General features: G+C 44.7%; 12 protein-coding genes and 5 tRNA genes. 5 read left to right on the top strand and 12 right to left on the bottom strand.

Going from position 1 to position 13,305, the window contains the following annotated elements; all coding sequences use genetic code 11:
- Nucleotides 1-6 precede the first annotated feature (6 nt).
- The 9 genes from nusA to tpiA all read right to left on the bottom strand — a co-directional run bounded on the left by nusA (nucleotide 7) and on the right by tpiA (nucleotide 4,143).
- Nucleotides 7-1,491: a transcription termination factor NusA gene (gene nusA, locus NI455_RS02550; protein WP_004281105.1), complete on the bottom strand. Its 1,485-nt coding sequence runs from the start codon at nucleotides 1,489-1,491 to the stop codon at nucleotides 7-9.
- Between the two features lie 34 nt (nucleotides 1,492-1,525).
- Nucleotides 1,526-2,050 (bottom strand): ribosome maturation factor RimP, encoded by a 525-nt coding sequence (gene rimP, locus NI455_RS02545; protein ID WP_253112236.1) that lies wholly within the window; start codon nucleotides 2,048-2,050, stop codon nucleotides 1,526-1,528.
- Between the two features lie 223 nt (nucleotides 2,051-2,273).
- Nucleotides 2,274-2,350 (bottom strand) — tRNA-Met (locus NI455_RS02540).
- Between the two features lie 88 nt (nucleotides 2,351-2,438).
- Nucleotides 2,439-2,515, bottom strand: a tRNA-Met gene (locus NI455_RS02535).
- 68 nt (nucleotides 2,516-2,583) lie between these two features.
- A tRNA-Met gene (locus tag NI455_RS02530) sits at nucleotides 2,584-2,660 on the bottom strand.
- Nucleotides 2,661-2,740: 80 nt separating this feature from the next.
- Nucleotides 2,741-2,817, bottom strand: a tRNA-Met gene (locus tag NI455_RS02525).
- A gap of 53 nt (nucleotides 2,818-2,870) precedes the next feature.
- Nucleotides 2,871-2,955 (bottom strand) — tRNA-Leu (locus tag NI455_RS02520).
- 53 nt (nucleotides 2,956-3,008) lie between these two features.
- Nucleotides 3,009-3,338 (bottom strand): preprotein translocase subunit SecG, encoded by a 330-nt coding sequence (gene secG / locus NI455_RS02515; RefSeq protein WP_005248398.1) that lies wholly within the window; start codon nucleotides 3,336-3,338, stop codon nucleotides 3,009-3,011.
- Between the two features lie 13 nt (nucleotides 3,339-3,351).
- Nucleotides 3,352-4,143, bottom strand: a complete 792-nt coding sequence (gene tpiA, locus NI455_RS02510) for a triose-phosphate isomerase (RefSeq protein WP_253112234.1) — start codon at nucleotides 4,141-4,143, stop codon at nucleotides 3,352-3,354.
- 276 nt (nucleotides 4,144-4,419) lie between these two features.
- Between tpiA and pilB the strand changes: the two genes are divergently transcribed.
- From pilB to coaE, 4 genes are read left to right on the top strand one after another with little or no spacing between them, the layout of a single operon-like run.
- Nucleotides 4,420-6,129, top strand: a complete 1,710-nt coding sequence (pilB, locus tag NI455_RS02505) for a type IV-A pilus assembly ATPase PilB (RefSeq protein WP_253112232.1) — start codon at nucleotides 4,420-4,422, stop codon at nucleotides 6,127-6,129.
- 31 nt (nucleotides 6,130-6,160) lie between these two features.
- Nucleotides 6,161-7,393 (top strand): type II secretion system F family protein, encoded by a 1,233-nt coding sequence (locus tag NI455_RS02500; protein WP_253112230.1) that lies wholly within the window; start codon nucleotides 6,161-6,163, stop codon nucleotides 7,391-7,393.
- Nucleotides 7,394-7,410: 17 nt separating this feature from the next.
- Nucleotides 7,411-8,274 carry a prepilin peptidase gene (locus NI455_RS15480; RefSeq protein ID WP_290446993.1) on the top strand — a complete coding sequence of 288 codons (864 nt, stop codon included), beginning with the start codon at nucleotides 7,411-7,413 and terminating at the stop codon, nucleotides 8,272-8,274.
- 1 nt (nucleotide 8,275) lies between these two features.
- On the top strand, nucleotides 8,276-8,875 hold the full coding sequence (gene coaE / locus NI455_RS02485; RefSeq protein WP_191730922.1) for a dephospho-CoA kinase: 600 nt from the start codon (nucleotides 8,276-8,278) through the stop codon (nucleotides 8,873-8,875).
- A 21-nt stretch (nucleotides 8,876-8,896) separates the two neighbouring features.
- Here the strand turns inward: coaE and NI455_RS02480 are convergent, their stop codons facing one another.
- The 3 genes from NI455_RS02480 to ppnP form a co-directional block, all read right to left on the bottom strand.
- Nucleotides 8,897-9,820, bottom strand: a complete 924-nt coding sequence (locus tag NI455_RS02480) for a DMT family transporter (protein ID WP_004644926.1) — start codon at nucleotides 9,818-9,820, stop codon at nucleotides 8,897-8,899.
- 6 nt (nucleotides 9,821-9,826) lie between these two features.
- On the bottom strand, nucleotides 9,827-10,576 hold the full coding sequence (rlmB, locus tag NI455_RS02475; RefSeq protein ID WP_004281091.1) for a 23S rRNA (guanosine(2251)-2'-O)-methyltransferase RlmB: 750 nt from the start codon (nucleotides 10,574-10,576) through the stop codon (nucleotides 9,827-9,829).
- Between the two features lie 134 nt (nucleotides 10,577-10,710).
- Nucleotides 10,711-11,034 carry a pyrimidine/purine nucleoside phosphorylase gene (gene ppnP, locus NI455_RS02470; RefSeq protein WP_004281089.1) on the bottom strand — a complete coding sequence of 108 codons (324 nt, stop codon included), beginning with the start codon at nucleotides 11,032-11,034 and terminating at the stop codon, nucleotides 10,711-10,713.
- 442 nt (nucleotides 11,035-11,476) lie between these two features.
- On the opposite strand from ppnP, the gene recN reads away from it, so the two are divergent.
- Nucleotides 11,477-13,138: a DNA repair protein RecN gene (gene recN / locus NI455_RS02465; RefSeq protein ID WP_253112228.1), complete on the top strand. Its 1,662-nt coding sequence runs from the start codon at nucleotides 11,477-11,479 to the stop codon at nucleotides 13,136-13,138.
- The last annotated feature ends 167 nt before the right edge of the window (nucleotides 13,139-13,305 follow it).

The raw sequence follows: 13,305 nt of genomic DNA, 5'->3' as shown, positions 1-13,305 counted from the left end.
TACCTCCTAGTTAAACCATGATTCGCGCGCTTTCATAATGAGTTGACCTGCTTTCTCAGCACCCAAACCTTCAATATCTTCGATATCGTCAGTCGCCTGATCTGCTAAATCATCCACTGTTACCACACCACGAGCTGCTAGCGCTTGCGCGATCTCTACTGTCATGCCTTCCATTGCAACAAGTTCTTCACTTGGCGCTTGTATGTTCTCTTGCTGTTGTAATGCATCAGCAAGTGCAATTTCTTTCGCACGGCTTTGCAGTAGTTCAACCAGTTCCGCATCCAGTTCGATTTCATCAAACGTTTCCGCAGGGACATAAGCAATTTCTTCAAGCGAGGTGAAGCCCATTTCTACCAATGCCATCGCCAAATCTTCCGCGATATCCAGACGGGTAACAAACATGTCTAAATATTGTTGCGCTTCGTTTTGTTGACGGGCGTAGTATTCCTCTTCCAGCATCATGTCCAGCTTGTAGCCAGTCAATTCAGATGCCAGACGAACGTTCTGACCTTGTGAACCAATCGCACGTGCCAGCTGATCGCTGGTTGCGAAAATAATGTCGGCAGTACGTGCATCTTCATCAATGACAATACTCGATACATCTGCTGGTTCCAATGCACTTGCGATATATTGCGCAGGATCATCCGACCAAACTACGACATCAATACGCTCGCCATTGAGCTCTTGCTGTACAGCTTGAATACGGGTACCACGCATACCAATACAAGCACCCACCGGGTCAATACGGTGGTCATTGGTTTTCACTGCAATTTTAGCACGAACGCCTGGTTGGCGAGCCGCAGCTTTAATTTCAATGATTTCTTCAGAAATCTCAGGGATTTCTTTCTTCATCAATGCAATCAGCATATCCGGTTTAGCACGTGACAGTTGTAACTGCGCACCACGACCTTCACGGTTGACATTGAACAGAATCGCATTCACGCGTTGCTTCGGACGAAGGATTTCTTTCGGAATCATTTCTTCACGAGCAAGATACGCTTCAGCATTGTCACCTAGGTCAATGATAAAACCGTCTTTGGTTTGTTTTTTCACTTCACCGTAGATCAGCTCGCCGACTTTAGATTCGTAAGCATCAGCCACAAGTGCACGTTCTGCTTCACGGATCTTCTGTACGATCACTTGCTTGGCAATTTGCGCTGCAATACGACCGAAGTCAATCGATTCCACTTCAAGCTCACGAATGTCGCCAATCGACCATTTTGCCGGATCGACATCAGAGATGGCATCCTGACAAGCTGGCATTTCATGATCTTCGTCTGCAACCACTTCCCACTGACGGAAAGTACGATAGTCACCTGTTTTACGATCAATTTCCACACGTAAACGTGCTTCTTCCGAATGTGTTCCTTCGTAAAATTTTTTCTTTGTCGCAGCAACTAAAGCTTGCTCAAGCGCTTCAAAGATCGCTTCACGAGGTACACCTTTTTCGTTACTAACCGTTTCAACGACGGTCAGAATTTCACGTGCCATACGTCACCTATTCGTTAAATTTTTATTTATTAAATTAATCTTGGAAGACCAAATTTGCTTTATCGATATTGTGACTGTCGATCTCCAATACCTGTTGCTTTTCTACTTCAACCTGAATCATTTCATTTTCAAGATCGACAGCAACCAGTTTGGCCTGGAATTTACGACGGTTATCTACCGCACTGATCAAACGTAGTGCTACGGTATGACCGATATAGCCTGACATCTGCTCGAGCTGGAAGAATGGACGGTCCCAGCCTGGCGAAGATACTTCAAGTGAATATTCACCCGAGATCGGATCATGAACATCCAGCATTGCGCCCACTTGCTGCGTGACACGCACACAATCCTGAACGCCAATACCACGCCCCTGATCTTCTTCACCATCTTCATTGATTGCTGGTGCAACGCTCTCATCGACTGGCTTGTCGATGTAGATACGTAATAACGAACATTTACCCTGTGGCAGGAATTCAATCCCCCAAAGGTTTACATTACAGGCTTCAACTGCTGGTGCAATCAAGTCCTGAAGTGCTTGAGTTTTATTTGATAGCTTCATTTACTCTCGTCATCTGGTGCGATTTTATGATCTATTTGACCACTACAAACCAATACAAACTATAGTAGTAGTGAAACATGGAGATTTGACCAAATAATGTCGACACTACACGATAGCCAATAAAAAAGGGCGTAAATCGCCCCAATTAATGCACAATTTAAGATTTTTTCAAATCCCACTGTGCAAAAAGGCCCACCTTGTTGTGAGCCTCTTTTTAGAAACTTGGTAGCGGGAGCTGGATTTGAACCAACGACCTTCGGGTTATGAGCCCGACGAGCTACCAGACTGCTCCATCCCGCATCAACGTGCAAAAATTATATACAAAAGATGAGAACTTTTCAATCAAAACCACATCATTCTGCATATTTATCATCTGTCGCTGAAAAAGTGGTAGCGGGAGCTGGATTTGAACCAACGACCTTCGGGTTATGAGCCCGACGAGCTACCAGACTGCTCCATCCCGCATCAGCGTACAAATAACATTCAGTTTAAAAAAACTTAAACTGCTTTTAAAGTTTGCATCTTTAAAAGATTGGTAGCGGGAGCTGGATTTGAACCAACGACCTTCGGGTTATGAGCCCGACGAGCTACCAGACTGCTCCATCCCGCAACAACATGCAAATTATATTTCTCAGCTTAATACTGGTTTAAGCTGCCTCTTGAAAGTTTGCGTCTTTAAAAAGGATTGATTGGTAGCGGGAGCTGGATTTGAACCAACGACCTTCGGGTTATGAGCCCGACGAGCTACCAGACTGCTCCATCCCGCATCAATAGAAGTTTTTCAGCTGCATACACCAACTTAAATTTCTGGATTATAAGTTGGTGCGGAAGGGGGGACTTGAACCCCCACGCCCGAAAGCACTACCACCTCAAGGTAGCGTGTCTACCAATTCCACCACCACCGCAGCTGTGACGCATTCTAGTCGTATCACTGAAAAAAAGAAAGGATTAATTAAAACTATTCGGTCGTTTCTGGTGCAGTTGGTGAAGTTTCATTCGATTGCACAGGTACGGTCGGCGCAGACTGAACAGATCCCAAACTATAGGCATTCGAGGTTTGTTGCTTGGCCAAAATCGCCAAAGTCAGACTGGTCACGAAGAACAGTGCAGTAAAAATCGCAGTTAAACGGGTCATGAAATTACCCGAACCCGATGCTCCGAATACTGTCGCTGCACCACCGCCGCCGAAAGAGGCACCAGCATCTGCACCTTTACCATGCTGAACCAAAATCAAGACAATCATCAAAACAGCTAAGATAATATGTACTACCAGCACAAAAGTTTGCATGCTGAACTCCTAATTATTGTGTATTTGCAAATGCATGAGCAATTTTATGGAACGACTCAGCATTGAGTGATGCACCACCGACCAATGCCCCATTGATATCTTGGCAGGCTGCTAACTCTACTGCATTTTCCGGCTTGACACTACCACCATATAAAATCGCCATACTCTCGCCATAGCCTGTAATCTGGCTTAAACCTTGACGGATTTGTGCATGCATGGCCTGCGCATCTTCAGGAGAAGCCGTTTTACCTGTACCAATCGCCCAGATCGGCTCATAGGCAATCACGATATTGTTCCATTGCTCCGCTTCAACCACAGTAGCGATATCACAAATTTGTTGTAATACGACAGCTTCCGCCTGCCCTGCTTCACGCTGTTCCAGACTTTCACCGACACAATAAATCACAGTCAAACCGGCACTTAAAGCATTCTTGATTTTAGCATTTAAAATATCAGCATTTTCTGCAAATATTTCACGGCGTTCAGAATGACCCACCAGTACATACTGGATTTGGCTGTCTGCGAGTAATTCAGCACTGACTTCACCAGTATAGGCACCCGTTCCTGCAATACGTGAAACATCTTGTGCTACGGTATAAATCGGACGAACCGCAGATGACAGCTCTGCCTGAATCTGGCTTAAGGCAATCGCAATCGGTGCCACACCTAAATGACATTGATCTTCGGCAATTGGTGCAGTTTCCAGCAAATTCTTAATACTACGCACCAAGCTTAATGCCTCTGCCTGTACTGGATTCATTTTCCAGTTACCTATCACCCAAGGGGTAATCGTCGAAACCGACATAATTAACCTATTTCATTTACATATTTTGAATTGGGCACATTCTACACGGAATTGGAAAATTAAAAGAATAGTTTTCTTATCACTCATTCTCGGTTTAGACTATCCAAAATGGTTATTTTTTGTTATCACTTAAAAAATGGGGACTTCTTCTAACCAGTTCATGCTTTTACTGGAGATGAGGAAGCTAGCAGCACTCTTAGCTATGGTATTTTTACGTAACAAACGTATAATTTTAGTATAGCAATTAAAAGAATTTGATGAGTAGGCATTTATAGCATGACAGCATTACAGGGGTCGCCAAGATTTACCGGATTTATTCGTCGTTTGGTCGAGGAAGGCGTCATCTCGGCTGAAGATATGCGCACTGCGTTGGCGCATGCTAAACAAGAAAAAGTCGATATTGTGGCTGAGTTAATTAACCAGCAGCAGCTTTCTCCGACCGTCATTGCTGAAACGATTTCAGTTGAATTTGGCGAACCACTGTTTGATATCAGTGCCTATGATCCTGCCCAAATTTTGCGGGATGTGATTGATGAAAAGCTGATTACCAAGCATCGCATCCTGCCGATTTTTAAAAATTCCAGTATTTTATATGTTGCGATCAGTAACCCCACCAATATCGAAGCAATTGATGCAGTCCGTTTTTCCACCAAACTCAATATTGAAACGATTATTGTTGAACACAATAAACTTGAAAAACTGATCGAGCAGAATTTTACTGAAGAAAGCACGTTTGAGTTTGATGAAGACTTTGATCTGGATGTTGATGTTGAATCCACCGATCCGAATAAAGAAGATGATGAAAGCAATAAAGGTGATGAAGCACCAATTGTCAAATATATCAATAAGTTACTCGTCGATGCGATTCGTATGGGTGCTTCGGATCTACACTTTGAACCTTATGAAAAAATCTATCGGGTACGGTACCGGGTTGATGGGGTGCTACGCCAGATTGCAACACCACCACTACAGCTGGCAAATCGCTTGTCTTCGCGTCTTAAAGTCATGTCGCAAATGGACATTTCTGAAAAACGGGTACCGCAAGATGGCCGAATCAAACTAAAATTATCCAAAAACAAAGCCATTGATTTCCGTGTCAACTCTCTCCCTACCCTGTTTGGCGAGAAGCTGGTACTGCGTATTCTGGATCCATCCAGTGCGATGCTGGGGATTGATGCTCTGGGCTATGAACCGGAACAAAAAGAACTGTTTATGCAGGCGCTGGACAAACCGCAAGGGATGCTGCTGATCACCGGCCCGACGGGTTCCGGTAAAACAGTTTCTCTTTACACCGGTCTGAATATCCTAAACCGTGAAGATACCAATATCTCAACTGCGGAAGATCCGGTCGAGATTAACTTGCAAGGCATTAATCAGGTTAACGTCAATAATAAAGTTGGCCTGACCTTCTCTGCCGCACTGAAGTCCTTCTTACGTCAAGACCCGGATATCGTGATGGTTGGTGAGATACGGGATCTGGAAACTGCCGAGATTGCGATTAAAGCGGCGCAGACCGGTCATATGGTGATGTCGACGCTGCATACCAATAGTGCGCCTGAGACTTTGACCCGTTTACGCAATATGGGGGTGCCTTCTTTCAATATTGCTACTTCAGTCAACCTGGTCATTGCACAACGGTTGGCACGTCGTTTGTGTTCACAATGCAAGAAACCTGCCGATATTCCGAAACAAAGCTTACTGGAGATGGGTTTTACCGAAACCGACTTGCAGCAACCTGAGTTCCAAATTTATGAACCGGTGGGCTGCAATGAATGTCGTGAAGGCTATAAGGGTCGTGTGGGTATTTATGAAGTCATGAAAGTAACACCCGAAATTTCCAGAATTATTATGGAGGACGGCAATGCACTTGAAATTGCCGATGCTTCCGCACGTGCAGGTTTTAACAATTTACGCCGGTCAGGTTTAGTCAAGGTGATGCAGGGGGTGACTTCTTTACAGGAAGTCAATCGTGTCACCAGCGAATGATCGGGCGCTGATCTAAAATAAGGATAAAGGTATGGCAGCAGTAAAGAAAGGCCAGATGATGCCGATCTTCAGCTATGAAGGAATTGATCGTAAAGGGGCAAAGATCAAGGGAGAATTGCCAGCAAAAAATATGGCTTTGGCCAAGGTCACCCTTCGAAAACAAGGTATCAGCATCAAGACCATTCGGGAAAAGAAAAAAAATATTCTCGAAGGCTTGATGAAGAAAAAAGTCTCAACACTGGATATTACGATTTTTACCCGACAATTGGCGACCATGATGAAAGCCGGGGTACCACTGGTACAAGGCTTTGAGATTGTCGCAGAAGGTCTGGAAAATCCATCCATGCGTGAAGTTGTACTGGGAATTAAAGGTGAAGTCGAGGGGGGTAACACTTTCGCTGGAGCACTGCGTAAATATCCACAGTATTTTGATAATTTATTTTGCTCTTTAGTTGAATCAGGTGAACAATCGGGTGCTCTTGAAACTATGCTCGATCGTGTAGCAATTTATAAAGAAAAAAGCGAACTGCTCAAGCAAAAAATCAAAAAAGCTATGAAATACCCTATATCAGTCATAGTGGTAGCTATTGCTGTTACTATCATCTTAATGGTTAAGGTTGTTCCTGTATTCCAAGAACTATTTCAAGGCTTTGGTGCTGATCTTCCCGCCTTTACACAACTGGTTGTCAACATGTCTAACTGGTTCCAGCAATACTGGTTCCTATTAATTATTGGTATCGGGATAGCGATTACAGCATTTTTAGAAGCCAAAAAACGCAGTAAAAAATTCCGTGATTTTCTGGATAAAGCAGCGCTCAAGGCACCGATTTTCGGGGATCTGGTGTATAAGGCGATTATTGCCCGTTATAGCCGTACCCTCGCCACCACTTTTGCCGCAGGTGTACCGCTAATTGATGCACTAGAATCCACTGCCGGCGCCACCAATAACGTAGTCTATGAGGATGCGGTGATGAAAATCCGTGAAGATGTTGCCACAGGCCAACAACTTCAGTTTGCCATGCGGGTCACCAACAAGTTCCCATCTATGGCGGTACAAATGGTCGCGATTGGTGAAGAATCAGGTGCGCTAGATGCCATGCTAGATAAAGTTGCCACGCATTATGAAAACGAAGTGGATAATGCGGTCGATGGCTTAACCTCGATGATGGAACCCTTGATCATGGCTGTTCTAGGTGTGCTCGTCGGTGGTCTAGTGATTGCCATGTACCTTCCAATCTTTCAAATGGGCTCAATCGTTGGCTAATCGGCAGGTTAAATATCTTGTTCAGTAATCTTATTTCTTATTTTATTCAAAACCCAACGGCGCTGTATATCGCAGTTGGGCTTTTTAGTTTATGTATCGGCAGCTTCCTGAATGTGGTGATCTACCGTACTCCCAAGATGATGGAAAAAGAATGGCGTACCGATTGCCAGATGTTCCTGCATCCGGAACAGCCGGTGATTGATGAAACTAAATTAAGTTTAAGCAAACCCGCTTCGACTTGTCCCAAATGTCATCAGCCAATCCGCTGGTACCAGAATATTCCCGTCATCAGCTGGCTGCTCTTGCGCGGCAAATGTGGCAACTGTCAGAATCCGATCAGTATCCGTTACCCATTCATTGAAATTCTGACAGCCGTCTGTGCACTCATGGTCGTCGAAGTATTTGGCCCGACTGTACAAATGCTATTTGGCCTGATCCTGACCTATGTACTGATTGCGCTGACCTTTATCGATTTTGACACCCAGTTATTGCCTGACCGTTATACCCTGCCCCTAGCCGCACTTGGTCTGGGCGTGAATAGTTATGCACTCTATACTTCCCCAAGCGCTGCCATCTGGGGGTATATCATTGGTTTTTTATGTCTATGGGTGGTGTACTACCTGTTTAAAATCATCACCGGTAAAGAAGGCATGGGTTATGGCGATTTTAAATTGCTAGCCGCTTTGGGTGCCTGGATGGGTCCATTATTACTGCCTTTAATTGTGCTGCTGTCTTCCCTGGTAGGTGCGATTATTGGCATCATTCTGCTAAAAGTTCGCAAGGAAAATCAGCCTTTTGCTTTTGGTCCTTATATTGCTATTGCCGGTTGGATCGCTTTTCTTTGGGGTGAACAAATTATGAAAGTGTATTTAGGTCAGTAAATTGAAATTTGTACTCGGTTTAACCGGCGGGATTGGCAGTGGCAAGTCTGCTGCCAGTCAGTGGTTTGAAGCACAAGGGATCACGGTAGTCGATGCCGATGTGGTAGCGCGTGAAGTGGTCGAAATTGGGCAGCCTGCACTTACCCAGATTCAGCAGGCTTTTGGCGATTGGGTACTGCTTGCCGATGGCTCACTGAATCGTCGTGCCCTGCGTGAATATATCTTCCAGTCTCCTGAAGCACGCAAAACTCTGGAAAGTATTACCCATCCGGCAATTCGTACTTCCATTATCCAGCAACTACATGCTGCGCAAAGTCCCTATGCCATTCTGGTTTCACCACTACTATTTGAGACCAATCAGCACGAACTCACTCAGCATACCTTACTGATTGATGCCACCATCGAACTGCAAATTGAGCGGGCCTCACAACGTGATGGCCAGAATATCGAACAAATTCGCAATATTATTGCCGCCCAAATGTCCCGCGAACAAAAGCAGACCATGGCCGATGATATTGTCCTAAATGATGGTCATCTGGATCATCTCTATGCTCATCTCAGACCATTACATCAAAAATATTTAAACATGGCAGCCAGCTGAAGCATAAAAAAAGCAGTCTGATTAAGACTGCTTTTTTTGTTCTGCTAATTTTCGGCTCAGACTGTCCTGATGCTGTAACCAGCGCCACGGCTGTAAGGCCCCGACTGCCATACCCATCAGGCCACACACCATGGCCAGACTTAAAGTTTCATTTAATAAAGGTACAGCCAGAATTGCCGCAATAAAAGGTGCAAGATTGGTAATACTGCCTGCCTTAAATGCACCAAGACGCTTGATGGCTTCTACATAGCTTAAAGTAGCAATAATCACCACAAATATGCCGTGAAAAATGGTCTGAAACAGTAAATGCTTGGGTTCAGGCACACTCAAATTTTTCGGTAAAAATAGCAGATAAATCGGCACATATATCACTGCTGACCAGATCGCGACACCACACATTGCCTGCCATGCAGTTAGCTGATATTTACGCAATAAAACAGTAAAAATCGCCCAAAGTATGGCACTGATAAAAAATAGCCCGTCCCCTGCCCCAAAGGCTACACCAGTTTCCCGATACATCAGCATACTCATGAGACATAGTACGACGATCATAATGATCAGGCTGGCCCAGGTATGTTTATCAAAAGCCTGCCCCATCAGAAAAAAAGCCATGATCGCGGTACAGATCGGAATACAGCCATTCAAGAAAATTGCAGCATGGGCGGTAGGTGCGTAGTGAAAAGCACTATAGGCAAACAGGCAATAAATCACCCCGCCAATCATGGCCAGAATAAAAGGCTCTTTTTTCAGTAAAAAAGCGGCCTCTTTACGATAAAGCAAGATCGGCATCAGAATCAGGAAGGCCAAAGAAAAACGCAAGGCCACAATATCCCAAGCACTGATCTGCCACAGCGCATTCAGGCGGGCTGTTAAAGTAAAACCGCCCCAGATGCACATGGTAACAACTAAAAAAACATAGCCTTGGGTACGGTCTGACAATGCCATCATCAATTAAAGGTTACGTTGACGGCAGGCTTCATACAGCGCCATGCCTGTAGCCACACTGACATTCAGACTTTGCAGATTACCTGCCATCGGAATATACACGGTCTGATCACATTGGCTTTGCGTAATTGGACGTAGGCCAGTATCTTCCGCACCCATCACGATACAGACGCCAGTACCGGTAAAATCAAAATTTTGAATCGGCAGCGCTTTTTCATCCAGCATAGTTCCGACAACACGAACATTAAAATCTTCTTTGATTTGACCCAAAGTACGCGCCAGATTGGTAACCTGAATGAATTTGACTTTGTCCGCACCACCAGCAGCCACTTTACGTGCTGTCGGGGTCAAGGTTGCAGAACGATCACGTGGCGCAATCACTGCCTCAACGCCCATTGCAGCGGCTGTACGGATACAGGCACCGAGATTATGCGGATCGGTAATATGATCGAGGGCCAATAACAACGCTTGAGGATTTGCGCTCAAGAGTGATTCAAGATCTTTTTCATTCAGGGTTGGATGAGCACGTACCGCAGCGACCACGCCTTGGTGAAACGGTTGCCCGGCCAGTTTCTCCAGTTTGTCACGGCTGGCTTGCTGCACACTGATCCCAAACGGTTCAGCCAGTTCCAGTACACGCTTTAAACGCTGATCATCGCGTCCTTTGAGAGTGAATAATGTCAAGACACGTTCAGGCTCAAGCTCTAACAATGACTCCACTGAATGTACGCCATAAAAATATTCAGGTTTTGCCATGAACGACCTCTAGATTAGTTATATACAAAAGAAAAATCCCGTAAAGCTGACTTCACAGGATTTCTATAGCTGATTAGTTTAACCGATTCGCACTGAAATTTCTTGCCCGGTTTGCACTGATCTTGAATCTGGACTTAACCTTCAAAATGGCAGACATAGTCCAGCACATCATCGGTTTCAATTTTAAAACGGCTATTGCCCGGCACATAGAAAGACTGTCCCGCACGGAACAACTCACTTTCTTCACTATCGCCAATCTGAACACGGCATTCACCTGAAACAATTTCCATGCGCTCAGGAACATGTGTTTCAAAGGTCAAGGCATTTTCTGATGGCAGAATGACACCCAAAGTTTTTTTGGTCCCGTCTTCAAATTGTACAATGTGGCTAATACACAACCCGCCGAAATATACATTAGATTTTTTAAGTACCGATACATGATCAAACTGAGCTGACATGCGATTTCTCCAGATAAAGCATTTTGTAATATTTTGATTGCTGTAGTTTAAATGTGCACCCTCAACTAATCAATCGAAGTTTGTCGGCGTCGATCAAATATTCTGTATCACCTGAACCCCTTCTATTTACAGCATGTTTTGGCCTGTATTTTGCTGATAGATAAACTTAAGTTTCGATCTGCACGCGCTCTTTTAAAAACAGGCTCAATTGAGTCTTTAATTTAAAGATTGGGGATGTCAAAAATATGAAAATCAGCAGTGAATTAACATACTTCTGAGTCAGCTTCTTGCGAAAATACAGTGAAATAAGCATATATGAATCGTTAAAATTTAAGATAGAATGAAATTGATTCGTCCTGATTTATAATAATCACAGCCATGTTGTGACCCAAATCCAACATCAGGCTATTTCAATCAAACTTTTCGCAGCCCGGATGCGTTTATGCTGACACATTTAACTCTGATCAATTTTGCTTTAGCCGAGCATCTTGCTATTGATATTGATAAAGGTTTTAACGTTTTAACCGGTGAAACCGGTGCAGGTAAATCCCTGTTACTGGATGCATTGTCTGCCTGTCTGGGTGAGCGAACCGATACCAATTATGTGCGCTATGGTACGGAAAAGGCGGATGTCACCGCCAGCTTCAGCTATCAGGAACACAGTCCTGAAGCAGCCTGGTTGAAAGAGCATGAACTGGATGATGAGTCAGGTGAAATTCATTTACGCCGTGTAATTTTTGCCACTGGCCGCAGCAAGGCCTGGATCAATGGACGTCCGAGCAGCCTGTCTGAACTGAAAGAAATTGGGCGTTTACTGGTACAACTCTATAGCCAGCATAGTCAGCAACAATTATTAGAACCGCCTTATCCGAAGCACTGGCTGGATCGTTACTATCATTTTTATGCGCCGGCTCAAGTCGTACGTGATGCCTATAGCACTTGGCAAAAAAATATCCGCCAGCATCAGGCAGCTTTGGATGCACAAGCGACACGCAAGCAGCGTCTGGAAACCCTTGAGCTGCAACTCGAAGAACTGGAAGAAATTGTTCAGACGGATTATCCGGAAATTGAGCAGGAATTTGATCGGCTCTCGCATCATGAAGCGATCATGCAGGACTGTATCTATAGCCTGAATAGTCTGGATGAAGGCGAACAGAATATTTCCCAAGAACTGGCTTCCATTCTACGTCGCATGGAATCACATGCCGGTCGTAGCGAACAGCTTTCCGGAATTTACACCTCCCTGCTGAATGCCCAAAGCGAACTTGAAGATGCAGCAGCGAATTTACGCCAGTTTATGGATCGGCAGAGTTTTGATCCGGAACGCATGGAAGTACTAAATTCGACTTTAGAAATCTTCCATCGTCTGGCACGTAAATATCGTACCCAGCCAGAATTACTCAAAGAAGAATATGAAGCCTGGCAAACCGAATTAGAACAGCTGCATCAACTGGAAGATCCGGAAACACTCGCTGAACAGATAGCAGTGTCTTATCAGGAATTTCTGGATAAAGCCCAACATCTGGATCAGATTCGCCGTGAAGCCGCAGCACCGTTGGCCAAGCAGCTCACTGAGCAGGTCAAACAACTGGCATTGCCTGAAGCACATTTTGAGTTCAAGTTTGAGCCTTTGGAGCATCCCTCTAGTGAAGGTCTCAGCTTTATTCAATTGCTGTTTACTGCCAATAAAGGCATTCCGGCACAGCCTTTGGCCCGGGTTGCATCAGGCGGTGAACTCTCGCGTATTGCGCTAGTGATGCAAGTCATGAATGCGGAAAAAACCGAAGCTGAAGTGCTGGTCTTTGATGAAATTGATGTCGGGATTAGTGGTGGTACCGCAGAGATTGTCGGGCGTTTACTGGCCGATCTGGCCCAGCATGTACAGATTCTGTGTATTACCCATCAGGCACAAGTGGCAGCACAATCTGATCAGCATCTACTGGTAAAAAAACAGCAGACTGATCCTGCCAGCAGCACAATCATTGACCTTGAGGAAAATGAAATTATTCAGGAGCTTGCAAGAATGACAGGCGGTGTAGAGATTAGTGAAACCACCTTGCAACATGCCCGCCAGTTACGTCAGCTGAAATTTCAGCAGGCTTGAGCTACTTGTAAAGCGACACATAAAAAATCCCTGCATTTAGGTCAGAGATTTTTTATGTGTTAAAAATCATTCGAACTAGGGCGTGTCCTCATTTGGCTTTACACCAAATAAATATGCAAGCAATGTAAATCATAGACTGGTAATTTCGTGCAAGCTTATCAAATCGG

Origin of the sequence: Acinetobacter lwoffii (genome assembly GCF_024129435.1) — a bacterium.
GTDB classification, from domain to species: Bacteria; Pseudomonadota; Gammaproteobacteria; order Pseudomonadales; family Moraxellaceae; genus Acinetobacter; species Acinetobacter lwoffii_F.
The sequence above is the reverse complement of the archived record's forward strand: the minus strand, read 5'-3'. Positions and strand labels throughout refer to the sequence as shown.

Excerpts from the sequence above, each read along its gene's own strand:
- secG (WP_005248398.1), bottom strand. The coding sequence starts at position 3,338 with ATGCAAACTTTTGTGCTGGTAGTACATATTATCTTAGCTGTTTTGATG.
- NI455_RS02500 (WP_253112230.1), top strand. The coding sequence starts at position 6,161 with ATGGCAGCAGTAAAGAAAGGCCAGATGATGCCGATCTTCAGCTATGAA.
- rimP (WP_253112236.1), bottom strand. The coding sequence starts at position 2,050 with ATGAAGCTATCAAATAAAACTCAAGCACTTCAGGACTTGATTGCACCA.
- recN (WP_253112228.1), top strand. The coding sequence starts at position 11,477 with ATGCTGACACATTTAACTCTGATCAATTTTGCTTTAGCCGAGCATCTT.
- pilB (WP_253112232.1), top strand. The coding sequence starts at position 4,420 with ATGACAGCATTACAGGGGTCGCCAAGATTTACCGGATTTATTCGTCGT.
- rlmB (WP_004281091.1), bottom strand. The coding sequence starts at position 10,576 with ATGGCAAAACCTGAATATTTTTATGGCGTACATTCAGTGGAGTCATTG.
- tpiA (WP_253112234.1), bottom strand. The coding sequence starts at position 4,143 with ATGTCGGTTTCGACGATTACCCCTTGGGTGATAGGTAACTGGAAAATG.
- ppnP (WP_004281089.1), bottom strand. The coding sequence starts at position 11,034 with ATGTCAGCTCAGTTTGATCATGTATCGGTACTTAAAAAATCTAATGTA.
- nusA (WP_004281105.1), bottom strand. The coding sequence starts at position 1,491 with ATGGCACGTGAAATTCTGACCGTCGTTGAAACGGTTAGTAACGAAAAA.
- NI455_RS02480 (WP_004644926.1), bottom strand. The coding sequence starts at position 9,820 with ATGGCATTGTCAGACCGTACCCAAGGCTATGTTTTTTTAGTTGTTACC.